The organism is Blastococcus sp. SYSU DS0619 (assembly GCF_054051035.1).
Window position 1 is genome coordinate 496,429 of the sequence record NZ_JBJHAM010000001.1, and the last position, 22,035, is coordinate 518,463.

At 73.4% G+C, this 22,035-nt stretch carries 17 protein-coding genes; 9 read left to right on the forward strand and 8 right to left on the reverse strand.

Annotated elements, in window-relative coordinates; translation table 11 throughout:
- Positions 1-234 precede the first annotated feature (234 nt).
- The 5 genes from ACI79T_RS02460 to betT all read left to right on the forward strand — a co-directional run bounded on the left by ACI79T_RS02460 (position 235) and on the right by betT (position 7,968).
- Entirely contained in the window at positions 235-459 is a 225-nt protein-coding gene (locus tag ACI79T_RS02460) for a hypothetical protein (RefSeq protein ID WP_456608457.1), read from the forward strand.
- On the forward strand, positions 449-1,294 hold the full coding sequence (locus ACI79T_RS02465; RefSeq protein WP_456608458.1) for a hypothetical protein: 846 nt from the start codon (positions 449-451) through the stop codon (positions 1,292-1,294). The genes ACI79T_RS02460 and ACI79T_RS02465 overlap by 11 nt, the downstream gene beginning before the upstream one ends.
- A 389-nt stretch (positions 1,295-1,683) precedes the next feature.
- Positions 1,684-4,335 carry a putative bifunctional diguanylate cyclase/phosphodiesterase gene (locus ACI79T_RS02470; RefSeq protein WP_456608459.1) on the forward strand — a complete coding sequence of 884 codons (2,652 nt, stop codon included), beginning with the start codon at positions 1,684-1,686 and terminating at the stop codon, positions 4,333-4,335.
- A gap of 69 nt (positions 4,336-4,404) precedes the next feature.
- A complete protein-coding gene (locus ACI79T_RS02475; protein ID WP_456608460.1) occupies positions 4,405-5,928 on the forward strand; it encodes a phospholipase D-like domain-containing protein in 1,524 nt (507 codons plus the stop codon).
- 60 nt (positions 5,929-5,988) lie between these two features.
- Positions 5,989-7,968, forward strand: a complete 1,980-nt coding sequence (gene betT / locus ACI79T_RS02480) for a choline BCCT transporter BetT (protein WP_456608461.1) — start codon at positions 5,989-5,991, stop codon at positions 7,966-7,968.
- A gap of 9 nt (positions 7,969-7,977) precedes the next feature.
- Here betT and phaZ read toward each other — a convergent pair whose 3' ends face one another.
- The 3 genes from phaZ to ACI79T_RS02495 all read right to left on the reverse strand — a co-directional run bounded on the left by phaZ (position 7,978) and on the right by ACI79T_RS02495 (position 11,957).
- Positions 7,978-8,802, reverse strand: coding sequence for a poly(3-hydroxyalkanoate) depolymerase (gene phaZ / locus ACI79T_RS02485; RefSeq protein WP_456608462.1), 825 nt, complete (start codon positions 8,800-8,802; stop codon positions 7,978-7,980).
- A complete protein-coding gene (locus ACI79T_RS02490; RefSeq protein WP_456608463.1) occupies positions 8,786-10,549 on the reverse strand; it encodes a PHA/PHB synthase family protein in 1,764 nt (587 codons plus the stop codon). The genes phaZ and ACI79T_RS02490 overlap by 17 nt, the downstream gene beginning before the upstream one ends.
- A 226-nt stretch (positions 10,550-10,775) precedes the next feature.
- On the reverse strand, positions 10,776-11,957 hold the full coding sequence (locus ACI79T_RS02495) for an acyl-CoA dehydrogenase family protein (protein ID WP_456608464.1): 1,182 nt from the start codon (positions 11,955-11,957) through the stop codon (positions 10,776-10,778).
- Positions 11,958-12,075: 118 nt separating this feature from the next.
- Here ACI79T_RS02495 and ACI79T_RS02500 point away from each other — a divergent pair, with 118 nt between their 5' ends.
- Positions 12,076-12,783, forward strand: a complete 708-nt coding sequence (locus ACI79T_RS02500) for a hemerythrin domain-containing protein (RefSeq protein ID WP_456608465.1) — start codon at positions 12,076-12,078, stop codon at positions 12,781-12,783.
- 81 nt (positions 12,784-12,864) lie between these two features.
- On the opposite strand, the gene ACI79T_RS02505 is transcribed toward ACI79T_RS02500, so the two are convergent.
- A complete protein-coding gene (locus ACI79T_RS02505; protein WP_456608466.1) occupies positions 12,865-13,905 on the reverse strand; it encodes a YihY/virulence factor BrkB family protein in 1,041 nt (346 codons plus the stop codon).
- A gap of 113 nt (positions 13,906-14,018) precedes the next feature.
- Positions 14,019-15,530 carry an MFS transporter gene (locus ACI79T_RS02510; RefSeq protein ID WP_456608467.1) on the reverse strand — a complete coding sequence of 504 codons (1,512 nt, stop codon included), beginning with the start codon at positions 15,528-15,530 and terminating at the stop codon, positions 14,019-14,021.
- Positions 15,531-15,733: 203 nt separating this feature from the next.
- On the opposite strand from ACI79T_RS02510, the gene ACI79T_RS02515 reads away from it, so the two are divergent.
- Positions 15,734-15,895: a hypothetical protein gene (locus ACI79T_RS02515; RefSeq protein WP_456608468.1), complete on the forward strand. Its 162-nt coding sequence runs from the start codon at positions 15,734-15,736 to the stop codon at positions 15,893-15,895.
- A 69-nt stretch (positions 15,896-15,964) separates the two neighbouring features.
- Here the strand turns inward: ACI79T_RS02515 and ACI79T_RS02520 are convergent, their stop codons facing one another.
- The gene (locus ACI79T_RS02520) at positions 15,965-17,761 is read right to left on the reverse strand and encodes an acyl-CoA dehydrogenase (protein ID WP_456608469.1); all 1,797 of its coding nucleotides are present in this window, start codon (positions 17,759-17,761) and stop codon (positions 15,965-15,967) included.
- A gap of 155 nt (positions 17,762-17,916) precedes the next feature.
- Between ACI79T_RS02520 and ACI79T_RS02525 the strand changes: the two genes are divergently transcribed.
- Together ACI79T_RS02525 and ACI79T_RS02530 are read left to right on the forward strand one after the other, a co-directional pair.
- Complete coding sequence (locus ACI79T_RS02525; protein ID WP_456608470.1) at positions 17,917-18,330, forward strand: hypothetical protein; 414 nt, start codon at positions 17,917-17,919, stop codon at positions 18,328-18,330.
- On the forward strand, positions 18,327-19,496 hold the full coding sequence (locus tag ACI79T_RS02530; RefSeq protein ID WP_456608471.1) for a zinc-dependent alcohol dehydrogenase: 1,170 nt from the start codon (positions 18,327-18,329) through the stop codon (positions 19,494-19,496). The genes ACI79T_RS02525 and ACI79T_RS02530 overlap by 4 nt, the downstream gene beginning before the upstream one ends.
- A 152-nt stretch (positions 19,497-19,648) precedes the next feature.
- On the opposite strand, the gene ACI79T_RS02535 is transcribed toward ACI79T_RS02530, so the two are convergent.
- Both ACI79T_RS02535 and ACI79T_RS02540 read right to left on the reverse strand, forming a co-directional pair.
- A complete protein-coding gene (locus ACI79T_RS02535; protein ID WP_456608472.1) occupies positions 19,649-21,421 on the reverse strand; it encodes an MDR family MFS transporter in 1,773 nt (590 codons plus the stop codon).
- Positions 21,418-21,969 (reverse strand): MarR family winged helix-turn-helix transcriptional regulator, encoded by a 552-nt coding sequence (locus ACI79T_RS02540; RefSeq protein WP_456608473.1) that lies wholly within the window; start codon positions 21,967-21,969, stop codon positions 21,418-21,420. The genes ACI79T_RS02535 and ACI79T_RS02540 overlap by 4 nt, the downstream gene beginning before the upstream one ends.
- Between the last annotated feature and the right edge of the window lie 66 nt (positions 21,970-22,035).

Here is a 22,035-nt window from a genome sequence, read left to right on the forward strand (position 1 = left end):
GGGACGACCGAGCCCCGGCAGGGGCAATTCCACGCTCAGGAGCAGGCGCCTTGTCGACAGGTCGTCGCGCCGTGAGGCAGGTCGTCGAACGCCCGGGGTGCGCTCCGCAACGAATGGGACACGGGCCCTCTCCCGGGGTGTCCGGAGCGGCCGTCGCGCGGGCTGCCCGGACCTAACGTTCGGGTCGTCCGCGGCGCTTCCCCAGCCGCGGAGCACGACCTGCGAGGAGTTCCTGTGCACGCCACCGCGCTACCGCTCCACGAGCCGTTCCCCTCCGCCCGGGAGGTGCCCGACGGCGAGGCCCTGGCCCTGCTGCTCGACCTGATGGTCGAGGAGCCGGCCACCGGCGCCGCGACCGCCGGCACGCCGGACCCGGGATGGGCCGCCCGGGTCCAGGAGTGGTCGCGCCGGGCGTCGTCCTGGGGCGAGGGACCGCAGGGGGCGTGGCGTGCCTGGTGAGCTGATGGCCGTGCTGGCCCCGCTGGTGGGCTGCTGCGCGCTGATCGCCGTCGTCGTCGCCCTGGGCGCCAGCTCCACCGCGCGGTACGAGTTCGAGCGCAACGGCGTGCAGGCCCAGCAGCGGGCGGCCGCACCGGCGCAGCCCGCCGCGCGCACCGGCGCCGTCCGGGTCGTCGACGGGGCGGGCCCGGAGCAGTCGGCCGCCGAGCGGACCGCCGTCGGCCTGGCGACCCACCCGGCCGGCCGGCACCTGCCCGCCGGCCCGTCAGCCACCGGCTGGTGGCTGGTCGGCGAGCCCGGGGGCGAGGCGGTGGCCGGGCCGTTCGCCGACCGGCTGGACGCCGAGTGGGCCCTCGTCGCGGCGGAGCTGCCCGGCACCGCGGAGGTCGTGCACGGCGCCCGGCGGGCCGACGGTGGCGTGGCCCGGCGGCAGACGGCCCAGGAGCGGGCGTGGCTGGCCGAGCTGGGTGGCCAGCTGGACCGCCTCCCCGCTGACTGGGACCCGCGCATGGAGGACGACGACGACCTCCTGACGAGCCTCGCGGTCGACGTCACCGCGGCTCTGATCGAGGCCGGCCTGCCGCTGCACGACTGCGAGGGGAAGCACCCGGCCGGCGGGGTCTGCCTGACGCCGCACCCGGCGGGCGAGGGCGTTCTCGTGACCTGGCGCCAGCACGACCGGATGAGCCTCCAGCAGGTGCGTGGCGGGGCGATGGACACGGTGGTGCAGCGGACGATGACCGCCGCCGTCGGGACGCTGCTGCGGCAGCTGGGCTTCTCCGTCGAGGAGTTCGGCTCCACCGGCTGCCACCTGGTGAGCGTCCCGGCCCGTTGAGCGACGAGCGGTGCGCCCGGGGTCGGGGCGCGAGCGGTGCCGGCGGGGACGCCGCGCCGGCACCATCCGGTCACGCGTGGGGCGCGGCGTCGTCCAGCCTCGGGGGAACCACGAGAACCGGGCGGCGGCGCAGCCTCGCCGGCAGGCGCCGGGCCGCGGGCGGCAGGCCGACGGCGCTCGAGCGGTCGGTACGGGCGGGGGTGTCGATCACTGCTCTCCTCGGTCGCGGTGTGCCCCGAGGGTGGCGGAAGGGTCTGACATTCCGCCGGTGGGCGGCTGTGCGTTCCCTGGCAGCCCGCGCGCCGCGGGCTCCTCACACCATGGGGGAGCACGGGCTCTCAAGCGTCGCCCCGAGGTGCCGATACGACATCGTGCGTATCCACGGGGCAGTGCTGCGGAGCCGCCGGCGCGGGGCGCCGCTGTGGCGGTACCTGACCACGATCGTGCTGCTGCCGCTGATCGGCGTGGTCGTCCTGACCGGTGCGGCCGCGCAGGCCCGGGCGGTCGAGGCCGCCGGCGCGGAACGCGCCGAGGAGGCGGTGCGCACGCTCGCCCTGCTGGACGCGGCGCGCAGCGGTGTGGAGCTGGAGATGGTCCCGGTCCTGTCGATGCACGTGATCGGCGATCCCCGGACCGCCGCTGCCCTGGGCCTGCCCGAGTTCTTCCTGGCGGCGCAGCGCCAGACCGCGGCCGAGGAGGCCGCGCGTGCGCGCGCCATCACCGACCGGGCGCTGGCCCAGGTGCCGGCCGGGTCCGTGGGCGCCGCGGCGGCCACCGAAGCCGTCGAGGACCTGGCGGCCCTGCGCGCGGGGGACGACACCGGCCGCCTGGACATCGAGGCCGTCTACCTGCGCTTCCTGGACGTCTCCAACGACCTGATGAACGCCCAGGCGGCGGCGGCCACCGCGGCGACCGCCGAAGGGGTTCCCGGCGCCACGCTGCGCGCGGTCCAGGACGTCCAGACCATCGCCCGGCTGGCGCAGACCGCAGGCCGGCAGATGCCGTTGTTCCTGGGGTCGCTGCTCGTCGGCGCCAGCGACGGCCTGATCGGCTCGCGGACGGCCGGGCAGACCTCCTGGCTGGACTACCTGGACGCGCAGCGCCAGATGGAGACCCTGTCCCAGGAGCCGCTGCGCAGCGCGTGGGCGGAGATCCGGACCTCCCCCGTCGTGGAGCAGGTCGACGCGATCCTGGCCACGGGGCTGACCGGGGGCTCCGCCACCGGCCTCCCGGTGGCGGAGCTGGTCGCGCTGCTGTTCCAGGGCCAGGAGCGCAGCACCATGTTCACCGAGCTGGTGCAGGCCGCGGTCGGCGAGGCCGAGCAGCTCGTCGCGGCCGACCGGGAACGCGCCAACCACCAGCTGCAGGTCGTCCTGGCGGTCGGCGCCGGTCTGCTGGCCTGCTCCGCGGTCGGGGCGTTCTTCCTCGGCCGCAGCGTCGCGCGGGCGCTCCGCCTGCTGGCGGGTCAGGCCACGAAGATCAGCGAGGGCTCACTCGTCGAGGTGGAGGTGGCCGGGCCCCGCGAGGTGCGCACCGTCTCCGCGGCGCTGGGCTCGGCCGTCGCCGGGCTGCGCCGCATCCAGGACCAGGCCCAGGCCGTGGCTCACGGCGACCTGGACAACGCCCTGCTCGACCAGCCCTTGCCCGGCCCGCTGGGCGAGGTGGTCCACGCGTCGGTGCAGCAGATCGTCCACTCGGTGCGCCAGCGGGAGGAGCTGCAGTTCGCCCTCGCCCACCAGGCGACCCACGACCCGCTCACCGAGCTGCCGAACCGCGCCCAGGCGCTCACCCTGGTGACCTCCGCGCTGCACCGCGGCCGGCGGTCCGGCGAGATGACCGGCCTGCTCTTCGTCGACCTCGACGGCTTCAAGACCGTGAACGACGGCTACGGCCACGCGGCAGGGGACGAGGTGCTGCGCCAGGTCGCCCGGCGGCTGCGCGCCGCCGTCCGGCCCGGCGACGTCGTGTGCCGCCTGGGGGGCGACGAGTTCGTCGTCCTGGTGGAGCCGGTGCACGAGGAGCACGACCTGCTGGACCTCGCCGACCGCCTGATCGACTCGGTCAGCGAGCCCATCTCGACCGGCACGGCCCAGGTGCGCATCGGCGCGAGCATCGGCGTGGCGGTCAGCCGGGACGGCGGCACCGACGCCGACGTGCTGTTCGCCGAGGCCGACACCGCGGCGTACCGGGCCAAGGCCCACGGCCGCGGACGGGCGGAGATCTTCGACGAGACGCTCCGCCGGCAGCTGCAGGAACGGGCCGAGCTGGAGGCGGCGATCTCCTCCGGCCTGGCCGCCGGCGAGATGACGCTCGCCTACCAGCCGGTCGTCGACGTCGCCTCGGGCCGGGTCGCCGGGTACGAGGCGCTCGTCCGGTGGGACCGGCCGGGTGTCGGCCTGGTCCCGCCCGACCGGTTCATCCCGGTGGCCGAGGGGTCCCGGCTCATCGGCGACATCGACCGGTGGGTGCTGCTGCAGGCGACCCGGCAGCTGGCCGAGTGGCGGGCCGCATCACCGGCCGGCCCCGGCGAACCGGAGCCGACGGTGGCGGTCAACATCTCGGGCCGGCACCTGGCCAACCCGGGCGTGGTCACCGACGTCGCCGACGCGCTGGCCGCCTCCGGGCTGCCACCCCGGCTGCTCGTCGTCGAGGTCACCGAGACGGTCCTCGTCGACGACCCCGTGGCCTACGACCACCTGACCGAGCTGCGGGACATGGGCGTCGGGATCGCCATCGACGACTTCGGGACCGGCTACACCTCCATCGGGCAGCTCCGGAACATGCCCGTGGACACGCTGAAGATCGACCGCAGCTTCGTGGCGTCCGCCGAGCCGTCCCACCGCGAACTGGTGGCCCTGATGATCCGCGCGGCGCACACCTTCGGGCTGACCGTCGTCGCCGAGGGCGTCGAGGAGCCGGCCCAGCTCGCCCGGCTCAAGGCGCAGGCCTGCGACCGGGCCCAGGGCTACCTCCTCTACCGGCCGATGCCGGCCGCGCAGGCCGGTGCGCTGCTGCGCGACCGGGCAGACTCCCCGGCGTGACCGACCGTCGTGCCCGCGGGGGGCGCCTCCGCCGCCGATCGTCGCCGCCGAGCGGAACGCGAGCGGCAGGTGGCTGACGCCGGGACCGCGGCAGCGGAGGGGTCCGGCCGGACGATCCCGCGGGTGGGGTCCGGCTCGGTCCTGGTGCCCGGCGAGACGTGCTGGCGGGTCGAGCGGGCGGACCACTTCGCGGTCTTCGTCGACGCCGCCGACTACTTCGCCGTCCTCAAGCAGGCGGTGCTGCGCGCCGAACGGCGGGTGCTGTTCATCGGCTGGGACTTCGAGCCCCGGATCCGCCTCGACCCCCGCGCTCCCGGCCGGGCGCGGGACGACCGGCTCGGCCGGGTGCTCGACGCAGCAGTCCGGGCGAACCCGGACCTGGAGATCGGCGTCCTGCAGTGGGGCATGGGCATGCTGGAGTCGCTGCGGCGCGGCGTGCTCCCCGTTCCCCTGCTCCGCCGACGCACGCACGAGCGGCTCCGGTTCGCCGTCGACCACCACCACCCGCTGGGCGCCGCGCACCACCAGAAGATCGTCGTGGTCGACGACTGCCTCGCCTTCGCCGGCGGCATCGACGTCACGGCCGACCGGTGGGACACCTCCGACCACGCCGACTGGCACCGGCACCGGCACCGGCCGCACTCGCCGCGCCCGACCGGCCCCTGGCACGACGTGACGACCCTGGTGTCCGGCCCCGCGGCGCGGGCGCTGGGGGAGCTGGCGTGCGAGCGGTGGGAGAGCGGCACCGGCCGGCGGCTGGAGCCGGTCGAGGGCGCCGAACCGTGCTGGCCCGACGGGGTGGAGCCACTGCTCGCCGACGTCGATGTCGCCATCTCGCGCACCCGCCCGCGGCACGGCGGCAAGGACCTGGTGCACGAGATCGAGCTGCTGTGGCTGGCCGCGATCGCGGCCGCCCGGGACACCGTCTACATCGAGGCCCAGTACTTCGCCAACCGCCGGATCGCGGAGGCGATCGCCGAGCGGCTGGGCGAGGTCGACGGCCCCGAGTTCGTCCTCGTGACCCCGGAGTCGGCGGAGGGCTGGCTGGAGGAGAAGGCCATGGGCACCGCCCGTGCCCGGCTGCTCGCGCTGGTCCGGCAGGCCGACACCCACGACCGGTTCCGCATGTACGTGCCGGTGACCGAGGGCGGCCGGCCGGTGTACGTGCACGCCAAGGTGCTGGTGGTCGACGACCGGCTGCTGCGGATCGGCAGCTCGAACCTCAACAACCGCTCCATGGGCCTGGACACCGAGTGCGACCTCACCATCGAGGCGCGCCCGGACGACCCGCGCGGTCCGGAGCTGGTCGCCACCGTCCTCGGCATGCGGCACCGCCTGCTCGGCGAGCACCTCGGGGTCGAGCCCGCCGCGGTGGCCGCCGCGATCGAGGCCTCCGGCGGGTCGCTGGTACGCGCGGTCGACGGGCTGCGCACGGTCACGGGCCGGTCCCTGCGGCCGTTCGAGCCGCCACCGCAGCACGTGGTCGACCGCGCCCTCGCCGCGACCGAGCTGCTGGACGCCGAACGCACCCCCGACCGCTGGCGCCGCATCCGGCGGACCTTCGGCTCGGGCCCGGGTGGCTCCGCGCGCTGAGCGACGTCCGGGTGCGGGGTCACGCTGCCGACCGCGGCCGGGTGTGCCACCATCCGCCCGGTGGACGGTGACGACGCAAGCAGTGGGCAGAGCAGCGGGCTGAAGCGCCGCGTCTTCTACGGATCGGTCGCCGGCGTCCTGTTCGTCGCGCTCTGGGCGATGCTCAGCCCGGCCTCGGCGGCCGGCACGATCGGCTCGCTGGTGGGCTGGACGTCGGAGTGGTTCGGCTGGTTCTACATCGCCTTCGCCACCGCCGTGCTCGTCTTCGTGCTGGCCATCGCGTTCTCGCGGTACGGACGGGTCAAGCTCGGTCCGGAGCACTCCGCCCCGGAGTACAGCACCTTCGCGTGGGCCTCGATGCTCTTCGCCGCCGGCATCGGCACCGACCTGATGTTCTTCGCCGTCGCCGAGCCGGTGACCCAGTACCTCGCCCCGCCGGTCGGGGAGGGCGAGACGGTCGACGCGGCCCGCGAGGCCACGGTCTGGACGCTGTTCCACTACGGCCTCAACGGCTGGGGCATGTACGCCCTGATGGGGATGGCGCTGGCCTACTTCGCCTACCGCATGAACATGCCGCTGGCGATCCGCTCCGTGCTCTACCCGGTCTTCGGCCGGCGGGTGCACGGGGGGCTGGGCGACGCCGTGGACATCGCGGCCGTGCTGGGGACGATCTTCGGCGTCGCCACCTCGCTGGGTATCGGCGTCGTGCAGCTGAACTACGGGCTGTCGGTCCTCTTCGGCATCCCCGAGGGCCGGGCCGCGCAGATCGGGCTGATCGCGCTCGCCGTGGCCGTGGCGACGGTCTCCGCGGTGAGCGGCGTGGATCGCGGGATCAAGCGGCTCTCGCAGCTGAACGTCGTCCTCGCGCTGGGCCTGGCCGGGTTCGTCCTCGTCACCGGCAACACGGCCTTCCTGCTCAACGGCCTGGTGCAGAACGTCGGCGACTTCGTGAGCAGCTTCCCCGGCCGGACGATGGACACCTTCGCCTACGACCGTCCCGACGAGTGGCTGAACGGCTGGACGCTGTTCTTCTGGGCGTGGTGGATCGCCTGGGCCTCGTTCGTCGGCCTCTTCCTGGCCCGCATCTCCCGCGGACGCACGATCCGCCAGTTCGTCGCCGGCACGCTGCTGCTCCCGTTCAGCTACATCCTCATGTGGGTGTCGATCTTCGGGAACAGCGCCATCGACCGGATCCGGCAGGGGGACGACGCCTTCGGGCTGACGGCGATGAACACGCCCGAGCGCGGCTTCTACACGCTGCTGGCGGACTACCCGGCCTTCCCGCTGATCGCCTCGATCGCGACGTTCGTCGGGCTGCTGTTCTACGTCACCTCCGCCGACTCCGGCGCTCTGGTGATGGCCAACCTCTCCTCCCGGCTGCCCAAGCCGCAGGACGACGCGGCCGCCGGGGTGCGGATCGTCTGGGCGGTCGTCACCGGTGTCCTCACCGCGGCGATGCTCGTCGTCGGCGGCGTGCCGGCGCTCCAGAACGCGACCATCATCATGGGGCTGCCGTTCGGCTTCGTGATGCTGATGGTGATGTTCGGGCTGTACCGGGCACTGCGGAACGAGGCCGACCGGGCCACCGTCCGGCACGGGGTCGGGCCCACCCGCCGCCCCGCCGCCCGCCGCCGGGACCGGCTGCGCCGGCGCCGGGGGCCGGTGTCCAGCGGCCGGGAGCGGGCCGCGCAGTACCTGTCCGAGACCGCCCGCCCGGCGCTGGACGAGGTGGCGGCCGAGCTGCGGTCGCGCGACCTCGCCTCCGAGACGCGCTGGGTCGTGGACGACCACGGGAACCGCTCCGTGGAGCTCACGGCGGAGGTGGAGGGCGGGGCGCCGTTCCGCTACCGGATCCAGACCGGCCAGCCGGTGCGCCGCCAGGCCGATGCGGCGGACTCGCAGCTCGACGTGCGCCTGGGGCCCGGGGACGGAGCGCCCGCCGGCGGCTACGACGTCATGAACTACACCCACGCCCAGCTGATCGACGACGTCCTGGAGAAGTACGGGGAGCACCTCGCGTCCCGGGCTCGCCCGGTCTGAACCGCCGGGTCAGGCGTCGAGGAACCGCTCGATCACCGGAGCCAGCTCGTCGGCCTCGGTGACCAGCGCGATGTGGCCGCCGCGGTAGACGTGCAGCTGGGCGTCCGGCAGCAGCCGGGCCATCACCCGCGCGTTCACCACCGGGATGATCGGGTCGTCGTCCCCGGCGACGATCAGGGTGGGCTGCCGGATGAGCCGCAGGAACGGCAGGCTGCTCCAGCCGGTGCTCGAGGCCAGCTGGTAGTAGTAGCCGCGCCGCGGCCCCACCCGGGTGTGCGTGTGCAGGGCGGCCGCGGCGCGCTCCGGCTCGGTCCGCATCGAGCCGCCGTAGATGTCCCCGGCGATCCGGCGGGCGTACTCGGGGTCCCGGTGCCGGCGGGGCGTCAGCATGCGCGCCAGCACCCGGGGATGGGCCGGGACCATCAGCGAGCCGGTCCCGGTCGCGGCCAGCACCAGCCGCCGGCACCGGCGCCGGTGCTGGACCGCGAAGTGCTGCGCCAGGCCGCCGCCCCACGACAGCCCGAGGACGTCGACCGGCTCGTCGTGGCCGAGCCGGCTGAGCATCCCCGCCACCACCGGGCTCAGCGTGGAGAGCAGGTAGGGGACGACGGGCTTTGGCGACCCGCCCACGCCCGGCACGTCGAAGCGGATGACGGTGCGCCGGGGATCGAGGGCGTCGACGAACGGCTGCAGCACCTCCAGGCTCGCCCCGATGCCGTTCATGAGCAGCAGCGGGGGCACGGCGTCGTCGTCCCCGGGCCGGACGGCGACGCGCAGCGTGCGCCCGCCGACGGTCAGGCTGCGGACGAGGTCGGGCCTACTTGTCGAAGACATAGGTCCCGGGCGCCTCGGCCAGCACGTCCAGGCCGTTCCCGCCCAGCTCGGTCGGCGCCGGCACCTCGTCACCGGACCGCTCACCCAGCCAGCTCATGAAGTCCGGCCACCAGGAGCCCTTGGTCGTCTCCGCCTGCTGCAGCCAGCGGTCCGGGTCCGGCGGGGTGGACTCCGCCACCTGGAAGGTGGACTTGGGGTTCCCGGGCGGGTTGACCAGCGAGGCGATGTGGCCGTTGGTGGACAGGATGAACCGGCTCTCGCCGCCGAACAGCTGCGTGCTGCGGTAGCACGCCTGCCAGGGGCAGATGTGGTCGGCGATCCCCGCGGTCACGTAGTTGTCCACCGTGATCGACGACAGGTCCACCGGTGAGCCCAGCATGCTCGAGGCCCCCGGCTGGGTCAGCGCGTTCTTCAGCGCGACGTCGATGAAGCCCCGGTGCAGCCCCGCGGCCATCCGCGTGGTGTCGGCGTTCCAGAACAGGATGTCGAAGTTCGGCGGGGGCTTGCCCTGCAGGTAGTTGTTGACCCAGTAGTTCCAGACCAGGTCGTTGGGCCGCAGCCAGGCGAACACCTCGGCCAGCTGGGCTCCGTCGAGGAAGCCCTTCTTCCGCGAGCGCTCGGTGGCGGCCTGCACCGCCTCCTCGTCCATGAGCGCCGACATCGTGCCGGCGCGGTTCCAGTCGAGGACGGTCACCGCGTAGCTGACCGCGCGGACCCGGTCCTGGCGCCCCGTGGCCGCCAGGTGGGCCAGCACCATCGCGGTGATGATCCCGCCGGAGCAGAACGCCTGGAGCGCCACCTGCTCCTGGCCGGTGATCCGCTCCACGGCGTCCATCGCGTCGAGGACCGCCTGCCCGTAGGTGTCGAGGTCCCAGTCGGCGTGCCGCTCGTCGGGGTTGCGCCACGACATCATGAACACCTGCTGGCCGCTGGCCACGTAGTGCTCGACGATGCTGCGGCCCGGTGCCAGGTCGGCGATGTAGTACTTGTTGATGGTCGGCGGCACCATGACCAGCGGCAGCGCACGGACGGTCTCCGTGGTCGGCCGGTACTGGATCAGCTCGAAGACCTCGCTGCGGTAGACGACCGCGCCCGGCGTGACCGCGAGGTCCTCGCCGACGGAGAAGGCGTCGGGCTCCACCATCGTCGGCACCCGCGGCGGGTTCGCCAGGTCCTTGACCATCCGGCGCAGGCCCTTCAGCGCACTGATTCCGCCGGTGTCGATCGCCGCCTTGAGCGACAGCGGGTTGAGCACCGGCACGTTGCTGGGGGCCAGCGCGTCGACGAGGTTCGTCGCGGTGAACCGGATCCGCTCGTCGTCCTGCCAGTCGAGATCGGCGTCCTCGATCAGCTCCCAGGCGGTGCGGGCGGTGGCGAGATGGGTCTGCATGGCCCGCCGAAGCATCGGGTTGCCCGTCCAGGCGGGGTCGGCGAAGCGCTTGTCCTTCTTGCCCGGGGCCAGCTCGGAGCGGCCCACGGTGATCCGGCCCAGCTCCTGCGCGAGCTCCCCGGCCCGGCGGGCGACCGTGCCCGGCTGCCGGGCCAGCGAGGAGCCGAACCGCAGAGCCGTGCCGGCCGGCGGGACGAGCCGGCGCAGCGGGCCGCGCGCGGCGTCGACCAGCACCATGTCCAGGCCCATGGCGGCCTCGGCGGCCGCTTCCGGGGCACCGGCCGCCGGAGCGGTGTCGGGGCTGCCCTGCGGAGGCGCGGACGCGGTGCGGGCCGGTTCGGTCGCGGGCTGGGCCATCGGGGAACTCCTTCGACGCGGCCCGGGGAGACGACGGCGCCATCCCCCGAGGCGCGGTTGTGACCTGTCCCACTGAACCACAGCGCGCCCCGACCGGCAGGGCGGTGTCAGGACTGTCGTCAGACGATGCCGTCGGTCTGCCTCCGCGCTCCGCTCCGCTCCTCGCTCGCTGTCCCCCGCAAGCGGGAGGTGCCCCCAGCCCGCTGCGATGCTCACCGAGCTGTCGTCAGACGATGGCGCTGGTCCCGGTCACGGCCCGGCCGACGATCAGCGTGTTGACCTCGCGGGTGCCCTCGTAGGAGTAGATGGCCTCGGCGTCGGCGACGTAGCGGCCCACGTGGTTCTCCAGCAGGATCCCGTTGCCACCCATGAGCTCGCGCGCCCAGCCGACGGTCTCGCGCATCCGCATGGTGCAGAACGCCTTGGCCAGCGACGCCTGCTCGTCGGTCATCGTCCCGGCCTCCTGCAGGCGCGAGAGCCGCGCGCACATCGCCGCCGACGAGGTGATGTTGCCCAGCATGCGCACCAGCAGGTCCTGCACGAGCTGGAACTCCACGATCGGCTGGCCGAACTGCTCCCGCCCCAGGGCGTAGCGCAGGGCGTGCTCGTAGGCCCCACGCGAGCAGCCCACGGCCGACCAGGCGACGCCGGCGCGGGTCATCCGGAGCACGTCGGCGGTCTCGCGGAAGCTGTGCGCCTCCTGCAGCCGGTTCTCCTCGGGCACCCGGACACCCTCGAGGGTGATGTGCGCGTTCTGCACCACGCGGAGGGCGATCTTGTCCTCGAGGTTGACGGTGGTGAAGCCCGGCGTCCCCTGCTCGACGACGAAGCCGAGCACGCGCTCGGTGTCGACGTCCCGGGCCCAGATGATGGTGAGGTCGGCGAAGCTGGCGTTGCCGATCCACTTCTTCTCGCCGTCGAGCACCCAGGAGTCGCCGTCCCGCCGGCACGTGGTCTGCAGGCCGCGGGCGACGTCGGAGCCGTGGTCTGGCTCGGTCAGCCCGAACGCGCCGATCAGCTCCATGCGGGCCATGGCCGGCAGCCAGCGCTCCTTCTGCTCCTCCGAGCCGCAGAGGTAGATCGACCCCATGGCCAGGCCGCCGTGGACGCCCATGAAGGTGGAGATCGAGGGGTCGCCCTTGGACAGCTCCATGGAGATCATGCCGTCGAGCAGTGGCGAGCGGCCCCGGCAGCCGTACCCCTGGATCGAGGTGCCGGCGATGCCCAGCTCGGCCATGGCCGGGATGAGCTGGTGGGGGAACTCCGCGCGCGTCCAGTACTCGTTGATGATCGGCTCGACCTGCTCGTCCATGAACGTGCGGACGCGGTGCAGCAGCGCCCGGTCCTCCTCGTCGAGGATGCCCTCCAGGTCGTAGAAGTCCGAGGTGATCGTCGACCGGTCGCTCATGCGGGGCTGCCTCCAGGCGCTGCGGGCTGTGGCTCCCACCTACCCGGGTGCCCCGGGCGCATGCGCGAACGGTCGTCCGGGCAGACACCGGGGAACCCGAGACCCCGGAGGTGTCCCCGTGTCCCGATCCATCGCCGACCAGACCGTCGAGGAACTGGGCGGCCGCGGCAGCGTGCTGGCCCGCCAGCGCCGCGACCACATGCAGCTCGACCGCATGCTGCACGAGCTCGACGGTGCCACCGGCGCCGACCAGGAGGAGGTGCTGCAGCGCATCGACCGGCTGGTGTTCAGCCACGCGTTCGCCGAGGAGACGGTGCTGTGGCCGGTCATCCGCCGGGTCCTGCCCGACGGCGACGCCCTGACCCTGCAGGTCGAGGAGGAGCACCAGGAGGTCAACGAACTGGTCAGCGCGCTCGAGCGGGACGGGCTCGACCACCCCGAGCGACCGGCGCGGCTGGCCCGCCTCGTGGAGGTGCTGCGGGAGGACGTCCGCGACGAGGAGGACGTGCTCTTCCCCCGGCTGCAGGAGCGGCTCAGCCCCGGGGAGCTGCGGGCGCTGGGTCGCCGCTGGGCGCTGATGGCGCGGATCTCGCCCACCCGCCCGCACCCCACCGTCTCCCGTCGCCCGCCGGGCAACGCGCTGTCCGGGCTGCCGCTGTCGCTGATCGACCGCACCCGCGACGCCGTCGACACCGGGGTGCGCCGTGCGCCGGACCGGTTCGTCCCGGCCGGCCGGGCGGTGAGCAAGGGCCTGGCCGCCGTCGCCGGCGTGGTGGAGCGGGTGCCCCTGGCCCGCCGGGGTGACCAGCCGCCGACCAGCCGCTGAGCCGATCGGCCACCCCAGGTCCCGGACACGGCGAAGGCCCCCTCCCGGAGCGGGAGGGGGCCTTCGACGTGCGTCCTGCGGTTACGTCGTCTGCTGGGGCTTCGGGTCGGCGCGGGCGTCGAGCTGGATCTCCTTGTCGGCCCGCGGGATGCCCTGCTTGAGCTCCTTCGAGCGCTCCATCTCGGCGTCGAACTCGATGCCGAACAGCAGCGCGATGTTGATCAGCCAGAACCAGATCAGGAAGATCACCACGCCGGCGAGCGCGCCGTAGGTCGCGTTGTAGCTGCCGAAGTTGGCCACGTAGAACGCGAACGCGGCCGAGGCGACGACCGCCACGAGGATGGCCACGGCCGCCCCGGGGCTCACGAACTTGAAACCGCGCAGCTTCACGTTCGGGGTCGAGTAGTAGAGCACCGCGATCATCAGCGCGAGGATGATCAGGATGACCGGCCACTTGGCCCAGGTCCAGATGGTGAGCACGGTGTCGCCGAGGCCGATGGCCTGGCCGACGGCGTCGACCACCGGGCCGCTGAGCACGAGCATGGCCACGATGAGGGCGGCGAACAGGATGCCGACCAGCGTGATCAGCAGCTGCAGCGGCTTGAGCTTCCAGACCTTGCGGCCTTCCGGCGTCTCGTAGACGACGTTCGCCGCGCGGGTGAACGCGCCGACGTAGCCGGAGGCGGTCCACAGGGCACCGAGGAGGCTGATGGCGAGGGCGATGCCGGCCGCGCTGCTGTTCCCGGCGATGTCCTCGATCACCGGGTTGAGGGTCTCCGCCGCCGACTCGGGCACCACCGTGGTGAGCGCGTTGGTGAGCTCCTCCGGCGTGGTGAAGAGGCCCACGACGGCCGCGAGCGCGGTCAGGGCGGGGAAGAGCGCCAGCACGCCGAAGTAGGTCAGCGTGGCGGCCCAGTCGGTGAGGCCGTCCTCGCTGAACTCCTTGGCGGTGCGCTTCAGCGTGGCACCGGCACCGGTCCCGGTGTCGGCGCCGGTCGGCGCCTTGTCGGCCCGTGTGCCGTTGACGACGTCGTCGTCGGGGGCGGGATCGTGCCCGGCACGGTTGTCTGGGGAGCTCGTCCCAGCCGCTGAGCGGCTGGACGAGCCGGTGGGTCGGGCCATGAAAGGAGTCCTCCGGTGGGCGGGCGCGGTCGCCTCCCTCGATGCCCCGGACGGTCGCGTTCCATGCCGGATGCGGCGGTAACGGTTCGGCGGCACCCCCAGCGCGGCAGCTGTCAGCGGATGCCGGAGACCGGCGACCACTCGCCGGCGCCGGCGGTGGCCTGCTCGACGTCGGCCAGCGGATCGGGGCGGTGCGCGGCGCCGCTGCGCCGGTCGGCGCGCATGCCCAGGAGGGCGACCAGGACGACCACCGCCGACGCCCCCAGGCCGATCAGCGCGACCAGGGTGAAGGCGATCGCGCGGGGCAGGCCGGTGGCCGGGTCCAGGCTGCCGGCGATCAGCGTGACGGCGAGCGTGCTGCCGAGCGCCTGGCCCGTGGACCGGGCGATGGAGTTCACCGCGTTGGCGACGCCGGTCTCCTCCTCCTCGACGGCGTCGACGACCAGCGCCGGGAGGGCGGCGTAGGCGACGGTGACCGAGAGCTGGGTGAGGACCCCGGCGACGATCACCCACGCCGGCTCCGCGCGGAGCCCGGCCAGCACGCCGAACCCGGCGACCCCGGACAGCGCCCCCGCGACCAGCGTCGGCAGCGCGCCGAAGCGGGAGACCACCCGCCCGGCGAACGGCGCCACGATGATCCCCAGCACGCCGCCGGGCAGCAGGTAGACGACCGCCGCCTCGAGCACTCCGACGCCGAAGCCGTAGCCGGTCACCTCCGGTGGCGACTGCACGTACTGCAGAACGGCGAGGAACGAGGCGAACAGCGCGATGCCGGTCATGAGCCCGGCCACGTTGGGCACGACGGTGCGCCGGTCGGCGAGCATCGCCGGTCGGACCAGGGGGTGGGTGGTACGGCGCTGCAGCACCACCCAGCCGGCCAGCACGACCACCGCCCCGGCGAGGCAGCCCAGCGTGGCCGGGGACGCCCAGCCCCAGCTGTGGCCCTGGGAGACGGGCAGGAGCAGCAGCACCAGGCCGGCGCCGAGCACGATCGCCCCCCACCAGTCGACCCGGCCGCGGCCGGTGACCGGGCGGGCGGGCAGCAACCACGCGGTCAGCACCAGAGCGAGCAGCGCGACACCGAGGCCGATCCAGAACGGGTGCCGGTAGTCGCCGCCGTCGCCGGTGAGCAGGCCGGTGGCCACCAGGCCGGCGACGCCGCCGACGGCCAGGGTGCTGCTGACGACGGACATCGCGACGCTCAGCCGACCCTCGGGCAGCTCCCGCCGGAGCACGCTGATCGAGAGCGGGAAGAGCCCGTAGGAGGCGCCCTGCAGCACGCGGGCCGCGAGCAGCACCGGCAGCGACGTCGTCACGATGGCCAGCAGGGTCCCGAGCGCGACGACCGCCAGGATGGCGAGGATGACCGGCCGCTCGCCCTTGAGGTCGCCGAGCCGGCCCAGGACCGGCGTGAGGACGGCGGCGGCCAGCAGGTTCGCCGTGAGCACCCAGCCGGCGGCGCCCGCGGAGACGCCGAGCTGGTCCTCGATCCGGCCGAGCGACGGGACGACGAGGCTCTGCAGGAGCGAGAGCGTGGTCACACCCAGCGACAGGGCCAGGACGAGCACGGCCGGCCGGGTGCCCGGACCCGGGCGGGGAGCCACGGGAGCGGTGGGGTCGGGCACGCAGAGATGCAACCACGGCGGGCGTGGACGCCGAACGGCGGCGCGGGCCCCGCGGGCGGCTGTGGCCGCGCTCACACTCAGTCAGGTGAAGTGCTCAGATGCACGATTGAGACGGGGTCGAACGGGGGACAGTGTGCCTCGACGACGTGCTGCCCGCCCGTGACAGGCGGCGGTACCCGACAGTATTCGAGGAGATTGAATTGATGATGTTGTGGCCGGCCGTGACCCTTCTGGGCTTCCTGGTCCTGACGGCCCTGGTCATCGCGATGGGCACGCAGTCCACCGCCCGGTACGAGCAGGAGAAGCGTGCGGCGAGCCGCCCCTCCAACGGGCGGCACTCCGCCTCCGAGGCCGTCAGGGCCTGACACCCGCACCACGCACGACGGCGCCCCGCCACTCCCTCCGGAGCGGCGGGGCGCCGTGCTGTGCGGGGCTCAGAGGACGTCGGCGGCGGTGTCGAGCACCGTGCGGTCCAGCGACTCCAGCAGGTCGAACTGCCCGCGGGTGCGCGGCAGCTCCCAGCGCCAGAAGTAGCGGGCCGCCGCGCGCTTGCCCTCGTAGAACGCGCCGGTGCCGCCCTCGGCCGCCAGTGCCTGCTCCAGCCACAGCCACGCCACCACGATGTGACCGGCCGCCTCCAGGTAGACGTGCGAGTTGGCCAGCGCCAGGTCGGGGTCGCCGGTGCCCCACAGCGTGGCGGTGACCGCGCCCATGCGCGCGACCGCGGCGTCGAGGTCGGCGGCGAAGTCGGCCCACTCGGTGCCGGCCGCGCGGGCCGTGGTCGCCGCGATCGTCTCGCCGAGCAGCTGCAGCCCGGCGCCGCCCTTCATCACGACCTTGCGGCCGAGCAGGTCCAGGGACTGGATGCCCTGCGTGCCCTCGTGGATCGGGTTGAGCCGGTTGTCCCGGTAGAACTGCTCGACCGGGTAGTCGCGGGTGTAGCCGTAGCCGCCGTGCACCTGGATCGCCAGGTCGTTGGCGGCCAGCCCCCACTGGGAGGGCCAGGCCTTGGCGACCGGGGTGAGCATGTCCAGCAGCAGGTGGGCGCGCTCCCGGTCCTCCTGGCTCTCCGCCGTCTGCTCCTCGTCGACCAGCCGCGCGCAGTACAGGCCCAGTGCCATGCCGCCCTCGGCGTAGGACTTCGCGGCCAGCAGCATCCGGCGGACGTCGGTGTGCTCGATGATCGGCACCATCGGGGAGGCAGGGTCCTTGCCGGCGGGCGGGCGGCCCTGGGTGCGGGTGCGCGCGTAGTCCAGCGCGTGCAGGTAGCCGGTGTAGCCCAGGACCGTGGCGCCCACCCCGACGCCGATCCGCGCCTCGTTCATCATGTGGAACATGTAGGTGAGGCCGCGGTGCGGCTCGCCGACCAGGTAGCCGACCGCGCCGGCCTGCCCGCCCGGGGTGTGCACGCCCTCGCCGAAGTTGAGCAGCGTGTTCGTCGTCCCCCGGTAGCCCATCTTGTGGTTGAGCCCGGCCAGCACGACGTCGTTGCGCTCGCCCAGGCTGCCGTCGGGGTTCACCAGGAACTTCGGGACGATGAACAGCGAGATGCCCTTCACCCCGGGCGGGCCGCCCGGGATCTTGGCGAGGACCAGGTGGACGATGTTCTCGGTCAGCTCGTGGTCGCCGCCGGAGATCCACATCTTGTTGCCGCTGAGCCGGTAGGTGCCGTCGTCCTGCGGCACCGCCTTGGTGGTGATGTCGGCCAGCGAGGAGCCCGCCTGCGGTTCCGACAGCGCCATCGTGCCGAACCAGCGGCCCTCGAGCTCGGGCCGGACGAAGGTGTCGATCTGCTCCTGGCTGCCGTGGGCGAGGAGCAGCCGCGCGTTGCCCATCGTGAGGAACGGGTAGGCCGACGTGCCGACGTTGGCCGCCTTGAACCAGGCGAACACCGCCTGGCCGACGGTGTGCGGCAGCTGCATGCCGCCGTACTCCTCGTCGAACGAGCCGGCCATGAGCCCGGCCTCGGTGAAGACCTCCAGGGCCTTGGCCACCTCGGGGATCAGCACCGCCTTGCCGTCGACCATGTGCGGCTCGTTCTCGTCGGCCGTGCGGTTGTGCGGCGCGAAGTGGTCGGTGGCGATCTGCTGGGCCAGGTCCATGACCGCGTCGAACGTCTCCCGCGAGTGCTCGGCGAAGCGCGACCGCTTGGTCAGCGACTCGACGTCGAGCCACTCGTGGAGGAGGAAGTCCAGGTCACGGCGGGACAGGATCAGCGACGACGACGGCACGAGGTCTCCAGGGCGCGAATCTCCGGGGTGGTGCGAACCACCTCACAGTAGGCCGGTTGCTCCCCGGCCGACCGCGGGTAGGTCGGGGGTCCGCTGTCGACCGAGGAGCACCCGTGGAACTACCTGCCATCGTCAGCCGCGCGGGAGGTGCCCTGATGAGCACCCTCCAGCACGTCCGGCTGCCCGGCGTCGGTCAGGCGTCGGTCACCGACGACCCGACGACCGCCGCCCGCCGCTGGCGCGCGGTCACCGTGCTGAAGGCGCCCGACCAGGTCGGCTCGTCGGTGTCGCCGCCGCCCCCGCTGGACCGCCTCGGCGACCGGGTCGAGGTGCGCGTCGCGGCCGCCCCGGGGGACAAGGGCACCGAGCTCGCGGCCCGCTTCCTCGGGACGCCGACCGACGACGAGATCGGCGAGCTGCGCGCCGCGCTGCGCGAGGCCAAGCAGCGCCTGGAGACCGGTGAGGTGCTGCTGGTGGACCCGCAGCCGCACGGCTTCCGGAAGCCGACGCCGCAGGGTGCTGCGCTGGAAGGCATGACGGAGCGGGCTGCGAAGGAGGGAGTGCTGTGAAGGCCGCGACGTGGACCGGCGTCAACGAGGTGTCGGTGGAGGACGTCCCCGAGCCGCAGCTGCTCAACGACCGGGACGTGATCCTCAAGATCAGCCAGTCGGTCACCTGCGGCTCCGACCTGCACCTGATCGGTGGCTACATCCCGTTCATGCGCGCCGGTGACGTGATGGGCCACGAGTTCATCGGCGAGGTGGTGGAGGTCGGCAAGGAGGTCCGGGACCGCAAGGTCGGTGACCGGGTCGTCGTCGCGCCGTTCGCGGCCTGCGGCAGCTGCTGGTACTGCAAGCAGGAGCTGTACTCCCTCTGCGACAACGGGAACCCGAACCCCGGCATCACCGAGGGCCTGTGGGGACAGTCCCCGGGCGGGTGCTTCGGCTACTCCCACGCGATGGGCGGGTACGCCGGCAGCCACGCCGAGTTCATGCGGGTCCCGTACGCCGACGTCGGCACGTTCGTGGTGCCCGAGGGGGTCTCCGACACCCGCGCGCTGTTCGCCTCCGACGCGGCGTCGACCGGGTGGATGGGCGCCGACCTCGCGGGCACGCAGTCCGGCGACGTCGTCGCTGTCTGGGGCGCGGGCGGCGTGGGCCAGATGGCCGCCCGGGCGGCGATGCTGCTGGGCGCCGAGCAGGTCGTGGTGATCGACCGGATCCCCGAGCGGCTCGCGCAGGTGCGCGAGCACGTGGGCGCCGAGGCCGTGGACTACACGACCACCGACGTCATCGCCGAGCTGCGCGAGCGCACCGGCGGGCGGGGGCCCGATGTCTGCATCGAGGCCGTGGGCATGGAGGCGCACGCGCCCGGCACGCCCGGCATCTACGACCAGGTCAAGCAGCAGCTGCGGCTGCAGACCGACCGGCCGACCGCGGTGCGCGAGGCGATCATGGCCTGCCGCAAGGGCGGCACGGTGTTCACCCTCGGCGTCTTCGCCGCGATGGTGGACAAGTTCCCGCTGGGCGCGGCGATGAACAAGGGGCTGACCATCCGCGGCGCCCAGGTCCACGCGCAGCGCTACATCCCCGAGCTGCTGGAGCGGATGCAGCGGGACGAGCTGGTCACCGAGCACCTGGCCACGCACGTGATGCCGCTGGCCGAGGCGCCCGAGGGCTACCGGCTGTTCAAGGAGAAGGAGGACGGCTGCGTGCGCGCGGTCTTCCTGCCCTGACCGTGCGCGGCGCCGCCCGGCAGTGATCCTGAGGCGGACATCCTGCCCACCGGGATGTCCTCCCGCGGGTCACCGCCCGGGGCGGGATGATGCCCGCCCGGTGCGAGACGACCCCCTCCCGCGGTGCGGGAGGGGGTCGTCGGCGGCTGCGGTCAGCGCGGGGCGTCTGGCCGGTCGCCCGGCTGGCCCACCGGCGGCGGGACGGAGGTCGGTGCGGCGGCGCCCACGGCCTCCGTGGCCTCCTCTGCCGGGTCGAGCGGGTCGCTGGTCGCCGTCCCGGCCGCCTCGCCCTGCCGGGCCTGGATGCCCGACTTGGTGCTGAGGGCGAGCTGGGGCAGGAACAGGAACACGAAGAACCCGACCGCCACCACGCAGGCGGCGATGAGGAAGACCAGGTCGATCGAGTTCGAGAAGCCCACCTTGAAGGGCTCGGCCAGGGCGGCCGGCAGCTCCTGGATGAAGGAGGTGTCGTCGAGGCTGCCGCCGCTCCCGGCGGCCAGCTGCTCGAACTGCGGCGCCAGCTCGGGGTTCGCCCGCACGGTGTCCTGGACGGCCGCCTCGATGTCCTGCGGCAGCCGGGTGAACAGGATCGACAGGAAGGCCGCCGTCCCGATCGTGCCGCCCATCTGGCGGAAGAACGTGACCGACGAGGTGGCCACGCCCATCTCCCGGGGGGAGACGGCGTTCTGGACGGCGAGGATCACCGGCTGGAAGTTGAAGCCCAGGCCCAGCCCGAGCAGGACCATGAACGGCACCAGTACCCAGACCGAGGTGTCGGACTCCACGAGGAACGACATCGACAGCAGCGCCACCACCATCAGGGCGATGCCCACGAGCGGGTAGATCTTGTACTTGCCGGTCTTGGAGATGGCGATGCCGGAGCTCATCGCGCCGACCATGATGCCGGCGACCAGCGGGATCATCTGCAGGCCGGCGACGGTCGCGCTGGAGCCCTGGACGATCTGCAGGTACTGCGGGAGCAGCAGCAGGCCGCCGAACATGCCGGCGCCCATGACCACCGAGCCGATGCCGCTCACCGCGAAGCTGCGGTTGGCGAACAGCCGCAGCGGCAGCAGCGCGTCGTCCCGGTAGTAGCGCTCGGCGAGCACGAACAGGACGAAGCCGACGGCGCCGATGACGTAGCAGGTGAGGGCGCCCGACGAGGCCCAGCCCCAGGTGCGCCCCTGCTCGGCGATGACGAGCAGCGGCACCAGGAAGGTGATCAGCGCGAGGGCGCCCGGCCAGTCGATGCGGTGCTCGCGGCGCTCGTGCGGCAGGTGCAGCACCCGCCACACCGCGGCGAAGGCGAGCACCCCGAGCGGCACGTTGATCCAGAAGATCCAGCGCCAGCCGTCGACGCCCAGCAGTGCCCCCTGGCCGGCGAAGAACCCGCCGATGACCGGGCCCAGCACGCTCGAGGTGCCGAAGACGGCCATGAAGTAGCCCTGGTACCGCGACCGCTCCCGGGGCGGGACGATGTCGCCGATGATCGCCAGCGCCAGGGACATCAGCCCACCGGCGCCGATGCCCTGGACCGCCCGGAAGGCGGCCAGCTGGTACATCGTGTCGGCGATGCCGCACAGCGCCGAGCCGACGACGAAGATCGCGATCGCGAACAGGTAGAACGGCCGTCGGCCGTAGATGTCGGACAGCTTGCCGTAGAGCGGTGTGGAGATCGTCGACGTGATCAGGAAGGCCGTCGTCGCCCACGCCTGGAGGTCGTAGCCCTGCAGGTCGTCGGCGATCGTGCGGATCGCGGTGGCGACCACGGTCTGGTCCAGCGCGGCCAGGAACATGGCGACCATCAGGCCGGCGAGGATCGTGACGATCTGCCGGTGGGTGAAGACGCCGCCGGAGTCCGGTGCGGCGGCGGCCGCACGGGCGTCGCGGCGGCCGGCCGCGGTGGTGCGGGTGGACTGGCTCATCGGATCTCTCTCGTTCGTTCGGTGCTCGTTCGTTCGGTGCTCGCCCGTTCGGGAACGGGCTGCTCGGTGGTTCCGGGGAGGTCGGCCGCGATGTCGTCGAGGAGCCGGCCGAAGAGGGTGGTGAGGGTGGCGAGATCGGCCGGGTCCCAGCCGGCGGTGACCCGCTCGAGGTGCGCCGTCCGCTCGGCGCGGAGCGTCTCCAGGGCGGCGCGGCCGGCCTCGGTGACGACGAGGCGGCTCGCCCGGCCGTCGGTCTCGTCGGCCACCCGGCGGACCAGGCCCTGGTCCACGAGCGCGGCCACGTGCCGGCTGATCGTGGAGGGATCCGCGTGCATCAGGTCGGCCAGCGCGCCCTGCCGGAGCGGCCCCTGCCGCACCAGCGGGTAGAGCAGCACCAGGGCCGCGCGGTCGCGCGAGTCCGGGCCGGCGAGCTGGGCCTTCAGCGCCTGGATCAGGCGCATGAAGCGGGGCAGCTGCTCGGAGAGGGTGTCCACCTGCGTGCGCCGGGAGGCGGCATCGGCCGGGTGGGGCGCGGGCGTGGGCGGCACGGGAACTCCTGGGGCAGGGGAGACTTGCACGCTACAAGTCGATGTACGCATCATGCAACCAGTTGC